At 32.8% G+C, this 20,445-nt stretch carries 18 protein-coding genes; 9 read left to right on the top strand and 9 right to left on the bottom strand.

What is annotated here, in order from left to right; all coding sequences use genetic code 11:
* Nucleotides 1–412: 412 nt before the first annotated feature.
* Complete coding sequence (locus tag LNQ49_RS00085; RefSeq protein ID WP_229986760.1) at nucleotides 413–1,951, bottom strand: DEAD/DEAH box helicase; 1,539 nt, start codon at nucleotides 1,949–1,951, stop codon at nucleotides 413–415.
* Between the two features lie 107 nt (nucleotides 1,952–2,058).
* Nucleotides 2,059–2,592 (bottom strand): DUF6155 family protein, encoded by a 534-nt coding sequence (locus LNQ49_RS00080; RefSeq protein WP_229986759.1) that lies wholly within the window; start codon nucleotides 2,590–2,592, stop codon nucleotides 2,059–2,061.
* Nucleotides 2,593–2,696: 104 nt separating this feature from the next.
* Between LNQ49_RS00080 and LNQ49_RS00075 the strand changes: the two genes are divergently transcribed.
* Both LNQ49_RS00075 and LNQ49_RS00070 read left to right on the top strand, forming a co-directional pair.
* Nucleotides 2,697–2,981: a DUF3817 domain-containing protein gene (locus LNQ49_RS00075; RefSeq protein ID WP_229986758.1), complete on the top strand. Its 285-nt coding sequence runs from the start codon at nucleotides 2,697–2,699 to the stop codon at nucleotides 2,979–2,981.
* Nucleotides 2,974–4,230, top strand: a complete 1,257-nt coding sequence (locus LNQ49_RS00070) for a mechanosensitive ion channel family protein (protein ID WP_229986757.1) — start codon at nucleotides 2,974–2,976, stop codon at nucleotides 4,228–4,230. Before LNQ49_RS00075 ends, LNQ49_RS00070 begins: the two co-directional genes overlap by 8 nt.
* Before the next feature lie 231 nt (nucleotides 4,231–4,461).
* Here LNQ49_RS00070 and LNQ49_RS00065 read toward each other — a convergent pair whose 3' ends face one another.
* On the bottom strand, nucleotides 4,462–4,845 hold the full coding sequence (locus LNQ49_RS00065; protein WP_229986756.1) for an acyl-CoA thioesterase: 384 nt from the start codon (nucleotides 4,843–4,845) through the stop codon (nucleotides 4,462–4,464).
* Nucleotides 4,846–4,915: 70 nt separating this feature from the next.
* On the opposite strand from LNQ49_RS00065, the gene LNQ49_RS00060 reads away from it, so the two are divergent.
* Together LNQ49_RS00060 and LNQ49_RS00055 are read left to right on the top strand one after the other, a co-directional pair.
* A complete protein-coding gene (locus LNQ49_RS00060) occupies nucleotides 4,916–5,317 on the top strand; it encodes a glyoxalase (RefSeq protein WP_229986755.1) in 402 nt (133 codons plus the stop codon).
* Between the two features lie 265 nt (nucleotides 5,318–5,582).
* Nucleotides 5,583–6,725 (top strand): hypothetical protein, encoded by a 1,143-nt coding sequence (locus LNQ49_RS00055; protein ID WP_229986754.1) that lies wholly within the window; start codon nucleotides 5,583–5,585, stop codon nucleotides 6,723–6,725.
* Nucleotides 6,726–6,865: 140 nt separating this feature from the next.
* Here LNQ49_RS00055 and LNQ49_RS00050 read toward each other — a convergent pair whose 3' ends face one another.
* Together LNQ49_RS00050 and LNQ49_RS00045 are read right to left on the bottom strand one after the other, a co-directional pair.
* Complete coding sequence (locus LNQ49_RS00050; RefSeq protein WP_229986753.1) at nucleotides 6,866–9,178, bottom strand: glycoside hydrolase family 3 protein; 2,313 nt, start codon at nucleotides 9,176–9,178, stop codon at nucleotides 6,866–6,868.
* 12 nt (nucleotides 9,179–9,190) lie between these two features.
* Entirely contained in the window at nucleotides 9,191–11,443 is a 2,253-nt protein-coding gene (locus LNQ49_RS00045) for a TonB-dependent receptor (protein ID WP_229986752.1), read from the bottom strand.
* Between the two features lie 391 nt (nucleotides 11,444–11,834).
* On the opposite strand from LNQ49_RS00045, the gene LNQ49_RS00040 reads away from it, so the two are divergent.
* A complete protein-coding gene (locus LNQ49_RS00040; RefSeq protein WP_229986751.1) occupies nucleotides 11,835–12,581 on the top strand; it encodes an NUDIX hydrolase in 747 nt (248 codons plus the stop codon).
* Nucleotides 12,582–12,818: 237 nt separating this feature from the next.
* On the opposite strand, the gene LNQ49_RS00035 is transcribed toward LNQ49_RS00040, so the two are convergent.
* The 3 genes from LNQ49_RS00035 to LNQ49_RS23185 all read right to left on the bottom strand — a co-directional run bounded on the left by LNQ49_RS00035 (nucleotide 12,819) and on the right by LNQ49_RS23185 (nucleotide 15,800).
* Nucleotides 12,819–14,273 (bottom strand): hypothetical protein, encoded by a 1,455-nt coding sequence (locus LNQ49_RS00035; RefSeq protein ID WP_229986750.1) that lies wholly within the window; start codon nucleotides 14,271–14,273, stop codon nucleotides 12,819–12,821.
* A gap of 170 nt (nucleotides 14,274–14,443) precedes the next feature.
* A complete protein-coding gene (locus LNQ49_RS00030; protein ID WP_229986749.1) occupies nucleotides 14,444–15,607 on the bottom strand; it encodes an ankyrin repeat domain-containing protein in 1,164 nt (387 codons plus the stop codon).
* Between the two features lie 70 nt (nucleotides 15,608–15,677).
* Nucleotides 15,678–15,800: a hypothetical protein gene (locus tag LNQ49_RS23185; protein WP_255680711.1), complete on the bottom strand. Its 123-nt coding sequence runs from the start codon at nucleotides 15,798–15,800 to the stop codon at nucleotides 15,678–15,680.
* A gap of 411 nt (nucleotides 15,801–16,211) precedes the next feature.
* On the opposite strand from LNQ49_RS23185, the gene LNQ49_RS00025 reads away from it, so the two are divergent.
* The 4 genes from LNQ49_RS00025 (at nucleotide 16,212) to LNQ49_RS00010 (ending at nucleotide 18,895) form a co-directional block, all read left to right on the top strand.
* A complete protein-coding gene (locus LNQ49_RS00025; protein ID WP_229986748.1) occupies nucleotides 16,212–16,841 on the top strand; it encodes a hypothetical protein in 630 nt (209 codons plus the stop codon).
* A gap of 4 nt (nucleotides 16,842–16,845) precedes the next feature.
* On the top strand, nucleotides 16,846–17,322 hold the full coding sequence (locus LNQ49_RS00020; protein ID WP_229986747.1) for a YdeI/OmpD-associated family protein: 477 nt from the start codon (nucleotides 16,846–16,848) through the stop codon (nucleotides 17,320–17,322).
* 98 nt (nucleotides 17,323–17,420) lie between these two features.
* Nucleotides 17,421–18,257, top strand: coding sequence for a helix-turn-helix domain-containing protein (locus LNQ49_RS00015; protein WP_229986746.1), 837 nt, complete (start codon nucleotides 17,421–17,423; stop codon nucleotides 18,255–18,257).
* Between the two features lie 89 nt (nucleotides 18,258–18,346).
* Complete coding sequence (locus LNQ49_RS00010) at nucleotides 18,347–18,895, top strand: YbhB/YbcL family Raf kinase inhibitor-like protein (RefSeq protein ID WP_229986745.1); 549 nt, start codon at nucleotides 18,347–18,349, stop codon at nucleotides 18,893–18,895.
* Nucleotides 18,896–19,452: 557 nt separating this feature from the next.
* On the opposite strand, the gene LNQ49_RS00005 is transcribed toward LNQ49_RS00010, so the two are convergent.
* On the bottom strand, nucleotides 19,453–20,445 hold a 993-nt coding region (locus LNQ49_RS00005; RefSeq protein WP_229986744.1), incomplete at its 5' end, for a tail fiber domain-containing protein.

Genomic DNA, 20,445 nt, shown 5'->3' with positions numbered 1-20,445 from the left:
ATTTTTTAGCCACTGATTACTCAGATTAAAATGATTTTTATTCCAATCTTGTCTTCCTCAATTGCGATTTCTCGTTCTTCGAAATGACAAGATTACGAAAGCATTATTTTGCTTGATCTCTTAATGGTTGTTTTTAGCCCATTATTTAGATTAAACAGTTATTACTTTCTTTTTTTTGATGAAAGAAGAATCTCCACATGCCGAATCAATTAATCAATTTTGCACTTATGGAGATTCCTCGTTCCTCTTAATGTAAACTATTAAAAATAATAGTTCTTATGTAAACGGAACTCTAGCCCTGATGGCAGCGGTATCCTTTTATTTTTTTCTTTAAAAAATAAAAGATTTAGCGTACAGCAGGTCCCGATAATTATCGGGATAGCTCCTAAAAACTTTTATTCTTATTTTAGAATCAATCTGGTTCGTTCATTATTTTTTCACGGTATTTTTTACCGGTTAATAATACTAACTTCAATTTATAATCATCTATAAGCCATTCGCGGTAATTCTTACTACATTGACTTAAACATTTTGAATATCGCTTGATACGACAATCGATGTCATCCTCTAGCTCTTTTCCTAATGCTTTGGCTTCTTGTAGCGTTTCTGAATTATCTACACACATTGCTGCGTGTTGCTCTAATGATTTATCCAAAACTACTTTTGAACGTAAATTTTGTGCTATTGCAATTTTATGTTCTTCATCGACATCAAAACTTACATCGGCAGTTTTGCTGAATTTTGCGCGTAATTCTGGTGGCATGCTGTATTTGAAATACAATTCGATTTCGGTATCGTCTCTTAAATTCTCCAAATAAAACTCTGGTGATTTAAAGATATGCTGCCAGTTTACTGGCTCACTCCATAATCCGAAACGTGCTGCATTGTTTCCTAAATCGATAACTGTAAACTCATCTTTATTAGGTAATTTTCGAGAACCACGCCCAATCATTTGATAATATAATGTCAATGACTTGGTTGCTCTATTTAATATAATGGTTTCTACTGTTGGCTCATCAAAACCTGTTGTTAAGATTCCTACTGATGTTAAAATTGCATCTGGAGTTTTCTTAAACCATTGTAGAATATCTTTTCTTTCTTCGTTACTACTTGTATTGTCAAGGTGGCGAATATCGTAACCTGCTTCTCTAAAGGTTTCATATACATATAATGAAGTATGTATACCGTTATTAAAAATCAAGGTTTTCTTTCCTAGTGATTTCTCTGTATAAGCATGCAATAATTTTTCTTGCATGATGGTATTGGTATATAAATCATCTGAAGATTTTACGGTATAATCTCCATTGATACCTACTTTTAGAGATGTTAACCCTACATCATAACTATATGTAGTTGCTCTTGCCAAAAACCCTTGCTCGATTAACGAACCTATTGTGTCTCCTACAATTAGTTCATCGTAACTTTCGTGCATTGGCAATTTGATATTTGAGCTTAGCGGTGTTGCTGTTACTCCTAATATAAATGCATTTTTGAATGAGCTTAATAATTTTCGGAATGAGTTGTAATGCGCCTCATCGATAATTACTAAACCAATATTATCTAAATGTAATTTTTCGTCATTAATACGGTTTTTTAATGTTTCAACCATGGCCACGAAGCATGAATACTCATTTTGGTCCAATAGTTCTTTTACCTTGCTATTGATAATCTTGTTTTTAACACCAAAACCTTTCAACATTTTTGAAGTTTGCTTACAAAGTTCAATTCTGTGTGTTAAAACTACTACTTTTTTCTCATGTTGAGACAAGTAACGACGCACGATTTCTGAGAAAACGACTGTTTTCCCTCCACCAGTAGGCAATTGATACAACAAATGATGTTGCGCCGAACCATTATCTAAACGATCAAAAATGGCGTCAATATCGCCTTTTTGGTATGCGTAAAGTTCTTTTTTTTCTTCTCTTTCTATTTCTAAAGTGTTTTGAGACATTGTTTTTTATTGGTTTTTGCAAAAATACACCTAAAAAACAGTTATCTTGTCTTTTTTATCTTAAAATAAAAGGAAAAGTTCTCAATTATTTAATTATAGAGCGGGATCTAAAATGTCAATTTATCCAAAATTACTTCAAAATCAGACTCGTTTTTCCATTTTTGGGTAGCCGTTTCCTCATAAATTTGATTTATTCTGGACTTAAATTCGGCTAAAATTCCGTTTGAAATTATAAAATTTACTGCTTGCTCGAATGAATTGAACATGCTTTTGTAAAAAAGTTCTTGCTTTATCGGATTTTCTGATGAATATGTTTGTGCAATTTCGATATTATAAAGCATAACATCGGCGATTACAAACGGATCTACTCCTAAAAGTATAAAGTGTTTGATGTATTTTTGAGCTACTGAACGACGCATTTTTGGTTTTACACGTCGTCTTGTCGCTTTTGCCCTAACGGGAAAATATTCATGCGAAATTTTTAACTTACATTCCTGCAACAGTGTTTCTTCTTTTGGATTAAACACAAAATCATAGTACACTTTTACTGGGCTAAATTTCTCGTATAATTCGATTATCTGCTCTTCTAATTGCTCTTTAGTAAGATCGTTTAAATATTTTTTTAAATCGCGTTTACTCATTATCAAAGTTTAAGATTGTAAAAGTAAATTACTTTCTCTTTGGATGCCCTAAAAATGAAGCAGAATCATTAATTTTACCGTTAATAATTTAAAAAAATAATTAAATGCTCAAGATTTTTAAGATTACAGCGATTTTAGAAGGAATTTCATATCTGGTTTTATTTTCTAATATGCTTTTTATTAAGCCTACCAACCTAGCTTTATATAAAACTTTATTATTCCCTATCGGAATGAGCCATGGTTTACTATTTATAGGGTACATTTTACTGGCGATTTTATTGAAAAGCGCTCAAAAATGGGATTTTAAAACCTTCATGTTAATCTTAATTGCTTCTGTGATTCCGTTTGGTACTTTTTATGTTGAGTATAAATACTTAAAAAATGCTTAAGTTTTTGGAGAAAATATTTAACTTTTTATACCCTCTTTTTAGAGACTGGGGTATGAGCCGCAATATTGCTGCTTATCTCAGTCTTATAATTAATATTGCTGTACTTATTATAATGGCTTATGCCATATATTATGTAGCTAAATTTCTTTTAGTAACTCTTACCGCCGTTTTTGCCCAAAAAACAAAAACTAAGTTTGATGATTTTTTAATTAATAATAAAACGACTAAATACACTGCTTACTTAATTCCGTTTTTCTTTATCTATAAAGCTGTTCCAATAATTTTGGAAAAGTATGAATATTGGGAATTGGTCTTTGGGAAAATTGTTGGTGTGTATATTGTACTGTTATCGCTATGGATTATTCAAACTGTTTTTAATTCTCTTAAAGACTATTTAAAACAAAAACCAGAATACAGCGATAAACCTATCGATAGTTTTATTCAGGTTGTAATGATGGTACTTTGGATATTTGGAATCGTTATCATTATTTCTAAATTATTCGGAATCAGGCAAGGCGAACTATTAACAATCTTAGGAACGCTTTCGGCAATTATTATCTTGATTTTTAGAGATACTATTCTTGGTTTTGTTTCTAGTGTTCAGGTTGCTATCAACGATATGGTTCGTATTGGTGACTGGATTACAATGGATAAATTTGGTGCCGATGGGGATGTTATCGAAATTAATCTTACTACTGTAAAAGTTCGAAATTTTGATAATACAATCACCACTATTCCAACCTATGCCTTGAGTTCTGATTCTTTTCAGAACTGGCGTGGTATGCAAAAATCAGATGGACGTCGTATCAAAAGACATATTTTGATTAAAACGAGTACCATTCGTTTTCTGTCTAATGAGGATTTGAATATGATGAAAAAGATTCAACTGATTACTCCTTATATTGAATCTCGTCAGGCCGAAATAGAAAAATATAATGACGTACATGGTATTGATAAATCTCTCTCTCTGAATGGTCGCAATATGACTAACCTTGGTTTGTTTAGAAAATATATTATCCAATACATGCTTAACCATCCTGGTTTAAATAAGGATATGCATATGATGTGCCGTCAGCTGCAATCGACCGCTCACGGTGTACCTTTGGAAATCTATACTTTTTCGAGTGATAAACGTTGGGCTAATTACGAATATATAATGGCTGATATTTTTGATCATATTATTGCTTCTGTTGCCTATTTTGACCTTGAAATATTTGAATTGCCCTCTAAAATAGGTCCTCTAGAATAAGAACTCTAAACCATATAAGTTGATAATGCTTATGTGGTTTTTTGTTTTTAGTGTTCAGTTGCAGTTTGCAGTCTCAGTTTACAATTCACATTTTACTGCTTACATTTCACAATTCACGTTTCACATTTTACAGTTTGAGTTACTTTATGAGCCCCTTCCTTCGTCAGGGTGACAAGGTTGAGAATAAAAATCTGCGTGCTGAAAATTTCACAACTCACATTTCACAACCTACTATAAACGGTCTTTTACGTATTCTATTTTTGTTTTACCGTGTGCTTTTGGTTTTCCGTCTTCTCCTAAATTAACCATTGTAATATTATCTAATGTAATAATGGTTTCTCTGGTCATCATATTTCTTACTTCGCATTTTAGTACCAACGAGGTGTTTCCAAATCTAACTACGTCTATTCCGATTTCGACTATATCACCTTGTCTGGCTGAGCTTTTAAAATTAATCTCTGACATATGTTTGGTTACTACTCTGTAGTTTTCTAACTGAATAATTGTATACAAAGCCAACTCTTCGTCTATCCATGCCAGTAATTGTCCTCCAAATAAAGTTCCGTTTGGATTTAGATCTTCGGGTTTAACCCATTTTCGAGTGTGAAATTTCATGATTTTTATTTTATTTAGTAACAAAAATAACATTTTAGTATCATTTTTTTTTTTAATTTTAAATAAAAAAATGAGCCACAGAGATACTTTTTTACAAGAATTCCGAGGACCAACTTTAGGCACTGTAAATGCTCAATCTTCTGCAGATGAATTATTTCAAAACGAAGTACTTCGGCCGATTTTAAAACTTCAAAACGATTTGTTTGTTGCCGTTTTTATAAATTATGTCAATAAAAATAAAACCGATTTTTATTCTTACACCGTTGAAAAGAAACTTTTAGTAATTGAAAACGCTATTCAGAAAGACATTAAATTTAGAAATTCATTAAAAGGTATGGTTATCGCTCTTTTTACTGCTGACGAATATCAATCTTATATTCTAAATTCTTCTAGCTTAAACAAAAGAATGATGAATTTGGTAATCGAAAGGCTTAAAAATCAAGTCCAGTTATTTGAACTTGAATCCAAATAATCTATTACCGTAAAATAACTTAGTAATTCTTATACTAAATAAGCAAACCAGTGAGCCTCGCTTCACTGGTTTTTTTATATTAATTCCCAATAACACTTCTACAATACTTCCTTCTTACTCTGGCTTTATTTAAGGCAAATTGTTTAATTTATACTTTTAACACAAAATATAGCTTATATACTACAAATAATATTTTTTAATGCTTTTTTTGTAAGTTTTTTATATAAATATTATATTTACAAAAACAACCTAAATTTTATAGCTTATGAAATATTCGTATGCCCTTATTTTGTTTGTCGTTTTTTATTCAACTATTTTGGGACAAACTACGATTGGCAGCCCTAAAGCGCCTCATCCTTCGGCAATTTTGGAGCTAGATTCTTCTACCAAAGGTGTATTATTGCCTATAGTTACTTTGCAAAGCAGTAAGGACATGACTACTATTCGTGCTCCTGCAAATGGTCTTTTGGTTTACAATTCAGGACTGCATCCCGATTTTCAACATAAAGGATATATGTCTTGGGACGGAATAGAATGGAGACTACTTGTTGATACTTCAAGTATAAAAGCAACTCTTTCAATAAATTCTATCATTGACACCTCATTGAGCCCAAACGCTTATGATGCAAACAAACCTTATAACGGAATTCTTGAAGTAAGGTACATAGGCGGAAACGGTGGCTCATATCCTAGAGGAACCCCTTATACCCATAAAGGGCTAACATTTGAACTTCAGCCTGGAAAATTAGGAGCAACTGGAATTCTTGTATACAAAGTAACTGGAAAGCCTCTTGTAAGTTTTCCAAGTAAAATTACTAATGTTCCTATAATCTTTCAAGAAACTACACTAGCTACTAAAGACATTGGAGGAAGTCAGGTGATTGAATCTTCTCAGTATACTCTTTATAGCAATGTAATTGCAAATTTTGGAGTTAATGGCGGTAACGGTGTTGAAAAAGGATATGGTGGCAGCCTCATGAAATGGGGCAAGAAAGGACAACAAAAGGAAATCATATTACCTGAAACTGGTTCGTACTCCTTTTCTTTTCGTTTATATGGAACAGCAATACTTGCACCGCCAAGCAACACGGCTTTGCCCGTTTACATCGCTGCTTTTAAGCAAAAAGGTGCTACTCCCGTTATAAAACCTTCTAATGTAATTAATATTAATCCGATGACTGATAATCTATTGGATATAGCTGAAATGACTATAATTAAAGCTGTTGGTTATAATCAAATAACGTATTCCATTAATTTAACTATTTCTGGAAAGGCTGGTGATAAAATTTATTTTACAATTTCGAGCGTAAATGTGGACCCTACCTATAGTTTTAAGTGGGCATTAAAAAATGGAGATGGAGATGATGCCGTTGCAAACAGAAGCTCTATGATATTTTGGAAACTTTAGCTCTTAAAACTAATCTTGATATTGCGGTATAACATCCCTATTTAAATCAAGTACTTGTAAAAAAAAACACCTGCAAAAATTGTTTTACAGGTGTTTTTTTGAAATATTATAATCGAATTTATTACGACTTCAACAGTTCTTTATTCTTTTTTATAGGTGTTGGTTCTTGCGTCTTTTATAACTCCTTTCCAATTTAACCCATAAGCAAAATCATAAACGTTTCCTTCGCTGTCTTTATGCGAAACCATATCAAAAGGAACATCTTCAAATTGTTTTTCTACTGTTTCCATATTGGCTGGCATCTGAACTGGTAATAATCCTGATGGCTCTGTTTTACCTGAAATGATATCTAAAACTGCCTGTGTTGAAACTCCAAATTCCAATACAATTCCGTCAACTTCTTTTTCAAATTCATTAAAGATCATTGGTTTTGAAGCTGTAACCGAAACAATTACTGGCTTACCTTTCATCATGTCTTTGGTATCTAAAATGGTTCTCAAATCCATTGTGTTGGCTACAGTAACTGTTTTGTTTTTATATGTTCTGTCTGTTATCGTTGGATCGATTACCTGATCGCCCGCTGCAATACTTTTGGCTCTTGCCTCAGTTGCGGTATACGATCTGTATTGCAATGAAATTGGCACATAACCATTGCTTCCGTTGATTCTATCATTTAAATCATACCCTTCTTCTAGGCTTTTTGGGCTTGTTACAAATACAATAGCAAAATCTGCTTTTGTAGGGTCATCGCTTACATTATAGTATTTTTTTACTAATTCTAAATTTACAGGGTATTCCAATTTTGGCTGACTTGGTGTTCCCCACCAATCTTTGGTTGAAGCTGTATAGATTTTAGGAATAAAAACTGTTTTCTTTTCTTTTATTGGTAAAATCGAAGCTTTGTTTTTCAATAATACTACCGATTTTAATTGTGCGTCGTATCCTGCTTCCATGAACTTCGCATTTCCAACAATCGCTTTTGTTTCGGCTATATTCAGATAAGGGTTTTCGAATAGCCCCACTCTAAAAATATTCTTCAGCAATCGAACGGCTGATCTTTCGAATCGGGCTCTCATAAATGATTCTCCAAATTCTTTAACCCCCATTTCATAGGCTGCCAAAACTGGTTTTTTATCATTATTCCCTCCAAATTGGTCTACTCCTGCTATAATCGCTTTATAGTGTCTTTCATCTATCGAAAGGTTCTCTACTCCCCAAGGTTTTCCAGCAAATATATTTGGTGTTTTTCCTTCATTACCTGTAATTAACCAGTCGGTACAAACTACTCCATCGTAACCATATTTGTCTCTTAACAAATCGGTAATAATGTATTTGCTATATCCGTTGGCTACATTTTCATTGTATTTTTTATCCTGATCAAAGCTTATGGTGTAATAAGGCATTACTGCTGATGCTTTGCTTGTTTTCCCTTTTAACTTAAAGGCACCATTTACAAACGGATCAATATGCTGTTGCAAATTATTTCCTGGATATACCGCAAATTTCCCATAAGCCCAGTGTCCGTCACGACCTCCTTCTTCTGCTCCACCACTCGGCCAGTGTTTCACCATGGCATTTACACTTTTATATCCCCAACCGTCTTTAATTTCGTCTTTTCCAAATGAGGTTTGAAATCCATCAATATAGGCTCTTCCCATATCTCTTGTTAGTAATGGGCTTTCGCCAAAAGTCATCGAAATTCTGTACCATCTTGGTTCAGTTCCTAAATCTATTTGCGGTGATAAGGCTGTTGCAATTCCTAGTGCACGGTATTCTTTGGCTGCAATTTGACCAAACTGTTCTACAATTTTCGGGTTGAATGTTGCTGCCATTCCTAATCCATCTGGCCACATGGAGATTGTTCCTCCTGCTCCTGCATTAAACTCTGATGTTACATTGGCAATATGACGTGGATCAGTACTGGTATTACTCGGAACCCCTAATCCTATTCCCTCTACAAATGCTTGCATCTGGTTGTTCCATAAAGCGGCTGCTTCTGGACTTTCTACATTTGTAATTAATACATGTCGCAGATTATCTTCTTTTAAAAATGCTTTTTGTTGGTCTGACAAATCATACGCTTTAGCATTACTCTCTGGGAAAATTTTACCGTTATACGTTCCTGAATTATATCCCGTAATTCCTGCTGGCAATGATTGGTGTCGGCTATAAAGCATCAATCCTGCAATTTGCTCAACTGACATTTGTTTTGCTAAATCTTTGGCTCTCTCATCTGCCGAAAGTCTCCAATCTTCGTATTTATCTAATTTTCCATTTTTATTTAAATCCTTGAATTTTTTTCCGTTTATGGTTAAAATTTTCACTCCTGATTCTGGCGAATATCCTAAATCAGCTCCTTTATTGTTTTTGACTAGGGTAAAATTTTCTTGCTGTGCTTTTGCTGTAACGCTCAAAAAGAAAGCCAAGCTGATTGTTATAACTGTTTTTTTCATTTTATATAAAATTTAAAATCTGAAATTTAATGATGCTTCTAATGTAAATGGTCGAATGTATGATCCTACCAATAACTTATCGTAATAAGGGGTTGCGTCTGTGATTAACTCGGCACCGCTAATTGTTCCTTTTGCTCCTGTTTGATTTAGGAAGTTTACTGCTGTAAGTCCAATATCAAAGTGATTGTTGATTTTATAATTTACTCCTCCAAAAGTTTCCCATCTTGGCGCAAAGTATAATGCATTTGTTAGGTTCGCATATTGCTTGCTGAAATAACGGAAACTCGCCCAAAATTTAAAATTTTTATGGGTATAACTTGGATCTATTTCCATCAATACTTTTGAAATTTCTAAAACATTTTTGTCGTTATACGAATAGTTTTTTCCAAAAGCTGAGAAATCATAATTTTTATAAATTGGATCCTGAAACGTAATTAAGTAATGTAGATTAAATCCTTCAAATGGTGTTGCCACAATATCTGTTGTCCAACCTAGCGTTTGTATATCATAAAAAACTGTTGCCACCTCTGACTGGCTTGAATTTGATGGGTTTACTAAGTTTAATCTTGATTGATAATTATTTCTTGTTAGATAAGTTGCTTGTGATACTATACTAAATTTTTCCTGATTAAAATACACTCCAAATGCTGCCAAAGGGCTTTTGGTTTTTGCAAGATTTGGTTCTACTGCTCCTGAATAACTCTCTAATTGACCGTTTTTCTCTGTATATGTAAAATCGGCAAGTAGCCCAGCACTTTTTATTACCTTATAAACAGCATTTATCGATCCCCCTAAATGAAACCAGTTGTTGTCAAAATATGTTTTCTGACTTGGATCAAATACTAAATCTGGTGTTCTAGGTGTTAGGTAATAGTCTCCTTTTAATTTGTGGTATCTCAAGTTTACTCCATAACTTAATGTCAATCGATCTGAAGCTGTCCAGTTGTCTGAGAAAAAAGCGGAGAGTTTATTCTCAAAACCATTATGATATTCTCCTCCTACGTTGTAGTTGTAAAACCCATCTGCATCGGTATTTGCTGTCCCTCCTGGTGTATTACGCACTAATTTATCTGGATTTGCACTTACGGTCTGATTAAAGAATGATCGGCTTGATGTAAATTCATCTACTTTATAATAAGACTCCATTAACCCAAATCTCCATTGGTGATTGTCTACATTCTTTTTTATCTCAAATCGCGATAAGAATGTTGTTGTTGGGGTTTTGTCTGAATTTAATGCTAACATCGAGTTCACATTTCCAACGTATGGCTTTCCTGTTTCTTTGTATGTAAAGTTGTCTGCGGCTGTTGCCTCAAATATACTCAATGGGAATACCATTAATTGTGTGGCTTCGGCATAACGAAAACGGGTTGTGAAATTAAATTTCCAATCATTTGCTAAGTCATAATTCCCAAGTATATCAACGGTATGTGAGGTTGTTGCTGCATCGCTCCCTTTCATACTTCTGTTTTTAGTTTCTCCAGTAAGAATGTCTTTAAACTTAAAAATTCCATCATTTACGATATATGAATCTCTTCCTATTCTAAATCCATTATACTCCTCTACTTTTCCACCTTGCTTGTATTCAAAAACGGCATTGTTACTTAATGACGCTGAGTTTGCGTATTTATATAAAACGCTAATTTCTCCTTTGCCATTATTGAATTTCTTGGTTAGCCCTGCTCTATAAATTTGTGTACGGTCTGAATATTTTGCAAACTTCACATCAAATGAATTGGGATCAAAATTGGCATAAGCTCCCATTGTATAGGACCAGCCTTTGCTTAATGGTCCAGAAACATTTAAGTCTCCTTTCATCCATCCGAAGCTTGATCCTGAAAAATTACCGTTTATTTCTAATTTATCTGTACCTAATCTCGTGTACGAATTAACAGTAAATCCTAAATCGCCAGTTGTAATTGCTGCTTCTCCTATTTTTAGCAATCCTGTACGTCCTAAACTTTTACTTTGTCTCCATGTTCTGTTTGGTAACTCTGGCCAGAAATAATATACTACTGGCAAATCATTTTCAAGAATGGTGATTCCACCAACAGATGATGGCAGTCCGATATTCACATCACGCGGCCCAGTGTTGTTTGCCGCATTTAGCATCACATTTCTATTTTTTTCTTCTTTAGTGTTGGTTTCTACAATTTTTGTTTTTGTGGTATCTGATACCTTGCGCTGCTTTTTTTCCTCTTGTGAAAATCCTTCGAAAGCGGGAAAAATCGTCATACAAATCGCTGAAATAATTATTCTTTTCATAAGTAATTTGGTTAATTAAAAGGTGGTATTAAAATTTCATTGCTTCATTAAGAAGCAATATTAATTACATTTTTTCATATTAGCAAACAATTCAAAAAAAAGTTATCATAATCTCATTTAAAACTCAAAATAATGGCAATCGAAGCGTAAAATACTCCATATTATTACGGACTAAATATGTCCAAAAAAATCACTATCACGTTTGCGCAACCCCAGTAAACAGTGAGAAAAATCTTCAAATAATGAATTTTACTACTATCAAAATTTGAACTGAAATACCATTTTTCTGAGACTCATTTTTTTTATAATTCCCAAAAGAATTATTAGAAAAAAACTTTTTAAAGTTGACTTATCAACATCAAAAGAGTAAATTTGACGGTAATTGTATATTATGGAGTTTAAAAAATTACTTGAAAAAGATTCTGAAGTGTCTTGGGAAAAATATGTTCCTACACTCTCTATTGATTGTGCCATTTTTAGTTTTAAAGACGCTGCTCTTCAAGTGCTGACTATTAAAATGAAAGACCAAGATTCTTTTGGTCTCCCTGGTGGCTATGTGCAAAAAGACGAAAATATCGATACTGCTGCTATCCGTATTTTAAAAACTAGAACGGGTACTGAAAACATCTATTTACAGCAATTTTACACTTTTGGTAATTTAAACCGTTCTGAGGGTATTTTTAAAGATTATAATGATGATTTATGGAACAAACAACGGTTTGTTTCTATAGGCTACTATGCTCTTGCTGAATACTCTAAAGTAAATTTAACGATAGATGATATCTCAACTGCCTGCGAATGGAAATCTATTGATGATTTACCACCATTTATGATGGATCACAGAGAAATTCTAGACAAAGCACTTCTTACTTTACGAGAGCAATTGAGCAATCATCCGATTGGCTATAATCTTCTTCCTGAGAAATTTACCATGCCTGAGCTTCAGAAATTATATGAAATCATTCTGGGTAAAAAACTTAATCGTGGTAACTTTTATAGAAAAATATTGCGCTACGATATCTTAATTAAACTTGATGAATCGCGCAAAGGTGGTGCTCATAAAGCACCTGATTTATACAGTTTTAATTTGGAAGAATACAACAATGCTCTTAAAGAAGGTTTTAAGGGTAGCTGGTAAATTTGATGTTTTAATCCTTATTTTTTTGATTGTCTTGGATAAAATTTATGGTCAGATAAATCAAGACTAATGTGATTTTTTATAATCAATACAGAACAACGCTTAAATGTTCATATCTACCTTTACTCCAAACATTTAACAATAAAATTTATATCTAGAAATAACCATAAACGGTATTTTGCATACCGTTTACAGTTACTTCAAAGCTTCCTAAATCTGTTATCGGTTCATTCTATTTTACAATTTGAAATAAAACATAGATGTTCGTGCTCCACTTTTTTCGCTAGGAAGACTAGCAGGGCCTCCATTTTTTAACGTAAGCGTAAATTTTTGTTCCTTACTGTTATTATGTCCACGAGCCATTTTGAAAAATACTCTATCTCCTTTTTTACCAGTTGCAGTAAGATTTATAGTATAAGTAATAGAAGATCCTTTTCTAGGACTAATAAGTCCCATTTCTGAAATATCCGAGAGAATCGGAGATGTTCCTAATGCAGTTTCCTCTAGCTCTTTCCATGCACTAATAAAACACCATTGTTGTTGCACAGTAGTATAAGTACTGCTAGTAACTCCATAGATTCTAAAGGCAAAAACAAATGATCCATCTTCAGGCAATTCAATATATTGACCTACAGAGTTATTATCTCTAGACCAATTTAGTATAGACCCATTCTCTCCAAACTCATTACCATCCTCTATATCTATAGAATTTGAAATTGTAAATTGTAACGCTTCAGTTACAGTCACTCCTCCTACCTTATCTATTTCTCCTAACAATTTGCCTTGAAACTTGATTTTAATATCTTTTATAGCACTAGTCTTGACAGATGAGCCTGGCTTACCAGTAATCTTAAAATATAACATTCCTGTAGATTCTAGCTTTCCTGCCTGAAGTTCTAAATATATTTCCTTATCTCCCCCTACTGTGCCGCTTGCCAAATATTTTCCCTCTTTAGGGTAGAAAACGCCATTACCACCCGAATATACTACTGTCAAAATATCATCTATAACTGTTGCTGTATAACTATTTGATAATAGCATTTGAGAGTCTTTAACAAGTCCATTACTTATAACTGCTTTACTCGTTTTTGAAGGAGATAAAATAATCCATGAATCAGTATTCCAATACATATAACCTGAAAGATTGAAATTGGGATCAAGTCCTGTATTATAAACCAGAAGTCCATCAGTAGGATTCTTTATCACGCTTTTATCTTGCTCTCCTTTTAATGTAACTTTAGGAAACAACACTCCTTTATTATCTGATTGTACATTAAATATTGCTGAGTCATCTACCGTATTTGTCCCAACACTTACTGTACCCATTTGGTATATGTCCTGTGTATTCAGGGTGCTTTCCTCATCACCTCCTGAAACTCTCCAAGAGTTTGGAGCTCTTAGTGCAATCCATTCTTTTTTCTCACTACACCAGTAATAAAACCCTTTAACAACATCATGGGGAACTATTCCAGCATTAGCAATATTATATATCATTAGTGATTCTGCAGCTTTTGGTATTGTTACCATATCGTTACTACTAGTAAGAGCTACTCGAGGTATTAATATTCCTTTATTTGATGAATGAATTTCTAATTCAGCTGATGGGTCTATATTTCTTGTATTTATACCTGTTTGTCCGTATAAATTGGCTGATAGAACGAGAATAAAAAATAATATAATGTTTTTTTTCATAATTTTAATTGTATATCTATTTAAAGAATCATATCTCTTATTTTAAAAAATATATTTCTTCTCCTTTTTGTAATGGCTTATTGCTTATTTTCTTCAGATAACTTTATAAAAAATGGCGTTTAAACAAACGCCATTTTTATCAAATATTTTATCCTATCGAGTCCAAATTACTATTGCTTCATCATTAATAATTCTACTATTTTAATTTTGAAATCATCTTGTTGAGCCAGCATTAGGGCGGTTTCATCTTTGGTATTTGTAATATCAACTAAAGCACCTGCATTTAATAGCATTTTTGCTTTTTTGTAAAGCATCTTAACACGTTCTCTATCTTGAATAACATCAATAGCACATATTTTATGCAAGAGGGTATTTCCGTGGTCATCTTGATCGTTTACATCAATTAAACCCACAACAGCTTCTAATACATTCTCTTCTTTCTCTGCCAACCAATCCATTCCTGATTTTAGTGCCCCCTGATACATCACTGCTTGTTGTAAATCGGCACCAGACTCTATTAATTTTACTAATATGCTTACATGGTCATCATCGTATTCATACATGTTCTTCATAAACTGAGATAGTACAGTTTCGCCATTAGTATTGATAGAATCAAAATCAATCGAAGAATATTCTAATAGTTTCAATAATAGATCATAATTATGATTTTCGGCAACTGCACGAAAAAACACTGAGTTTCCATTATTGTCTTTCTCATAGATATCTGCTCCATTTTCTAAAAGAAAATCTGTGCCTTTGATATTATTACAACCTACTGCAACCATCAAAGGAGTTATTCCGAACTTATCTCTTTCGTCGATATTTACTCCCTCATTTATTAATATATCACTATATACTAGTTTTTTAGGATGCGCCATTATGCGATGAATTAAATTTTTATCATCATCATATTTAAAATCAACTCTGCATCCTTCATCAATAAGGCATTGTATAATAGCTGGGTGTGCTTCTTCATTAATAAAAAAGCCAAGCAATGTTTGATTGTTTACTTCATCATTACTATTTGTAATCCTACTCATGATTTCTTTCAAAAAAGCAACAATAGCATCATCTGCTTTTAATTGTTCGGCTATTGTTTTGAAGATGGTATAGTCAAAATTTTCATACTCATATATATCTGTTTCAATCAATCCGCTTTCGATTAAAGGGTCTATTAAGTCAATCGCTTTTTCTCGAAATACTACATGAAATATTCCCATTTTATTGTTTTCGGCAAACAATCCAGAAATTTTTTCTCCGTTCTTTAAAAGTGTTCTTGCTTCATCTAAACTTCCACGTAATATAGCTTCTGCTACTGATTTATTTTCAGTCATATCTTTATATATTTAATTAAACAATTCATATTTTAAAAAAGAACTCACAAAAAACAGTCATGATTAAATGTTATTGCATTCTTTGTTGTTCAAGTGCTATAATTCGTTCTTTTAGTTCTTTATTCTCTTTTGAAAGCTCCTGAATGGCTTTAATCATAGGAGCAATTAAATCGGTATACCGTACAGAAAGCATTTTATCATCACTGCCGTCTACCTACTCCTATCCAAGGCTGATGAAGAATCAGGCGAAGTATTATACAGTATTTTACGTACAAAACTAAACCTATTAAAGCTATAACGGGCAATAACAACCTACTCACATCTACTCGAAACAGGCTATTTAACTACTTTTATCAAATAGTTAACTTAAAAAAGAGACTTTACACTTTTTATTCCGCTTTATATCGCTTACCTAAACCTCATCACCTTTTTACAAAAACGACACTACACTTGTACCTACTCTGTATAGTTTAAAAATGATTTTTCAATTATTTTATCAAATTCTTAGTATTCAAAAAAACAATCAAAGATTGGTTTTACTGTTGACATAGGGCTGTCACCACCTCAGTTTACTTTTACAGAAGTATTAATTTAAAATATAAAAATGATTAGAGTAAGCAATGATTTTGTAAAAGCAATGGAATTTACAAGTTTCAATAAAAAAGAAAATGTAACTGATGACGAACTAATAAATGCAGTTCTAAAATTTGAAAGTATATTAGCAAAACAAAATGGTGTTATTTTTCACTGCTTAGTACGCAACTTTAAAAACGAATATGCAAATATTCTTTTCGTGTCTGATTTTGGAGATTTAAAAAAAATAGAAGAAAACTTAATAAAGCTTCCAGAAGCACAGGATTTCTTCAAATTAATTGATGGGCCAAGTATAAAAATGGAGTATCATGAAGTTTTAAAAACTAATTTTAAGATTCCGTCTTCCTTTTCTTGTATCGAATGTGGTACATTTAAACTTAAAAATGAAAACGAAGTAGAGCAACTATTAATCGTATCTGAAAACATTGAAAAAGAATATTTAAGTACTTTTGAAAATACTAAAGACCATTTTATTGGTAGAATACAAGACAATACCTATTCTGAAATCACATTCGGAGAAACATTAGGTAAAACCAAAGAAATTTGTTTTGGTTATATGTCCAATTCATTTTGCAAACCTATGTTGGAAATGGCTGATGAAACAACAATGAAATTAGATTTTTGGTATTTAGTAGGCTAAACAAATGAAAGAACAAATCCCATTGGTTGATAAAGAATATTTACTTGAAAAATTTCAAGGCAAAGGCGGTTGGACATTTGCAAAAATTCCTGAAATACAAGCCAGCGAAAAGACTCCTTTTGGCTGGGTAAGAGTGTGTGGATCGATTGATGATTTTGAAATCAAGAGTTACAATTTACAATCAATGGGAAATGGTAAACTCTTTTTACCTGTAAAAGCTGAGATTAGAAAAAAAATAAAAAAGAAAGAAGGTGACTACGTTCGGATAATTCTATACGAAGACAATCTTACAACTGAAATAACTGATGAATTAAAACTTTGCTTAATGGATGAACCTAGAGCATTAGAAACATTTTTATCCTATAGCAATGCTGAACAGAAAACTATTATGGAATGGATCTATTCGGCAAAAACAGATAAAATAAAAGTAAAAAGAATTGTAGATACCATTGATACAATCTCAAAAACAATAAAGCTGTAGAAACAATTCTAATAATGACTTACTATACATATTTCCGTTTCTAATAAACGTATTGTATTTTTGATATCTCCTATTTGCATAGAAAAACAAAAAACAGAATGAAAACAATTATACTTCCTGATGAACTTTATGTAGAACAAACGCCATCTATTCAAGTCTATGACTATTATACTACTCGAGAGATTTCTAAACAGCAAATCATTTTGAATCAAAATGCATTTAGTTTTTTGATGGAAGGCAACAAAGAAGTCGTTTTTGATAGTTCATCATTAGTGATAGATAACTCAAGTTTTTTACTCATGAAATCTGGTCATTGTTTAATGACTGAAAAGCTTTCTGATGTGAATAAATACAGAAGTATACTGCTGTTTTTTCCAAATGATTTACTACTAAAATTCATTAGAGAACTACCTTTAAACAAAACAGAAACAATAGATTATAAATCTGTTTATTCTTTTGAATATGACGCTTTTATCAGAAGATATATAGATAGTTTATTGGATATTTCTAAACTATCAAAAAATGCACAAAGCAAATTATTATATCTTAAGTTTGAAGAAATCATGCTCTATCTTATTGAGAAACAAGGAACCGATTTTATTCATTCCTTAATTTTAAACAATAATGATACAACTCAAAAGTTCATTCGTACCGTTGAAAGCAATCAATTGAGTAAGCTTACATTAAATGAATTGGCTTTTTTGTGTGACATGAGCGTTTCTACTTTTAAAAGAGAGTTTGAAAAACACTATTCTCAATCTCCTATTAAGTGGTTTCAAAACAAAAGATTAGAATATGCTCATTCCTTACTAAATCTTAAACAAAAAAGCTCATCTGAAATTTATTTTGAAGTCGGTTATGAGAATTTGTCTAGCTTTATTCAGGCTTATAAATCAAAATACGGAGTTACCCCAAAACACCATCATAAGAATTGAGCTTTTAGCAACAGTTTTTGAACGACCACCTATGCTCCTACGGCTTGTACCTGAGCTAAATTTGCTGAAACATTTAAAGCGTAATAAAAATGCAAAAAGTAAATTTAATTTTAGTACTGTCCTTGATTTTTTCAACAACTCTTTTTGGACAAAAAACATTTACCCTAACTAGTAAAGATTTAGGAGGTGAAGCTACAAAAACACAAGAATTCAATGGATTTGGCTGTTCTGGCGAAAACAAATCTCCGCAATTGTCTTGGAAAAATGCACCCGAAGCAACAAAAAGTTTTGCCATAACGATGTATGATCCCGATGCTCCAACAGGAAGCGGATTCTGGCATTGGATTGTAACGGATATTCCTGCAAATGTCAACGAATTGGTAGCAAGTGCTGGGAATACAAAACTTAATTTAGCTCCCAAAGAAGCTATTCAGAGTATAACTGATTACGGTATTAAAGGATTTGGCGGCCCTTGTCCTCCTGAAGGTCATGGATTTCATCAATATATCATAACTGTTTATGCTTTAAAAACAGCTAAACTAGGTACTGATGAAAATACTAACCCTGCTGTTGTAGGTTTTAATCTTTGGAACAATACATTAGCCAAAGCAAGTATAATTGCCTATTATAAGCGATAAGTTGCAGTTTGCAGTACTCAGTTTGCAGTACTCAGTCTCAGTTTGCAGTACTCAGTGTTCAGTCTCAGTGTTCAGTCTCAGTGTTCAGTCGCAGTCGCAGTTTCAAGTTGAACCGTGACTGCAAACTGTTTTTTTTGTTTCAGGTTTCAGGTTTAACCGTCACTATGTCGAGTTGCTTTATGAGACCCTTCCTTCGTCAGGGTGACAAGTTTGTGGGTAATAAATCTGCGTGTAAAAAAGTTTTCAGTACTCAGTCTCAGTGTTCAAGTCTCGGTGTTTAGCCTCAGTTTGCAGTTGCAGTCTCAGTTTCAAGTTGAACTGTGACTGCAAACTGTTTTTTTTGTTTCAGGTTTCAGGTTTAACCCTCACTATGTCGAGTTGCTTTATGAGACCCTTCCTTCGTCAGGGTGACAAGTTTGTGGGTAATAAATCTGCGTGTAAAAAAGTTTTCAGTACTCAGTCTCAGTGTTTAGTGTTCAATTTTAGTATTGTGACTGTAAACTGTAACTGCTCACTGTTAACCGCGACTGTAAACTGAGTACTGCAAACTACAACTATCATTTACTCAATTTTTCTAGTTTAGCTTCTAACTGATTGATTCTATTATTTAAAAACTCGTTATGTTCTGTTAGCTCCTGCATGGCTTTAACCATAGGTGCAATTAAATCGGTATAACGTACTGATAGCATTTTATCTGCACTACCATCATCTTGTACAATACCCGCATCTTTATAATTTTCTTCCTGAAGTGTTTGTTGCAATTCCTGAGCAATAAAGCCCCATTCTTTGGTATTAGACGTATTATTTTTACGAATGTACTCTACAGGATTCAACTTGTTTATAAAATCAAGTCCTAGAGGAATGGTTTTAATATCCGTTTTATATCTTTTATCTGATGCAAATGAATAAGCTACTTGCCCTGTAAAACTACTAATAGAAGTATTACCAAGTCTAATACTATTGTTGACAGAGGTCTTGGCTCCTTCTCCTATAATAATCGAATTAGAAAGATTAGCGGGTAAGCCAATTATATTAGAACCTAAGATGGTATTCTTTATTCCTTGTACCAATCCTTTGCCTGCTTTAGAGCCTATCACAATGTTAAATGCATCTTGATTGTCTTGCATAAAAAGTTCGTCTCCTGCCATATAACCAATAGCAATATTATAATTCCCTGCTTTATTTAAAAAAAGAGCATTACTACCTAAAGCTACATTATAATTCCCTTTTTCAAGTCTGCCTAAGGCAGCAAGTCCCACAGCAACGTTATCAATATTATTAATAGACCTTTGAAGAGCCATAGTACCAATGGCAGTGTTATTATTTCCAACAGTATTATTCTGTAAAGCACGTAAACCAAAAGCACTATTACCATTACTACTACTATTAGATTCTAATGAATGCTGTCCAAAAGAAGTATTTGTTCCTGCTAAGCTGCCTGAGCGTATGTTGTTTCTTTTAAAAACTACATCCTGATCATTTGTAGTACCAATAAAATCTGTAGCACTACCCGTATTTCCTTTTAAACCCCAAGCTGCTATAGGCATAGT

It is taken from the genome of Flavobacterium pisciphilum (genome assembly GCF_020905345.1).
Classification (GTDB): domain Bacteria; phylum Bacteroidota; class Bacteroidia; order Flavobacteriales; family Flavobacteriaceae; genus Flavobacterium; species Flavobacterium pisciphilum.
This window is presented reverse-complemented; position numbering and strand designations above follow the sequence as displayed.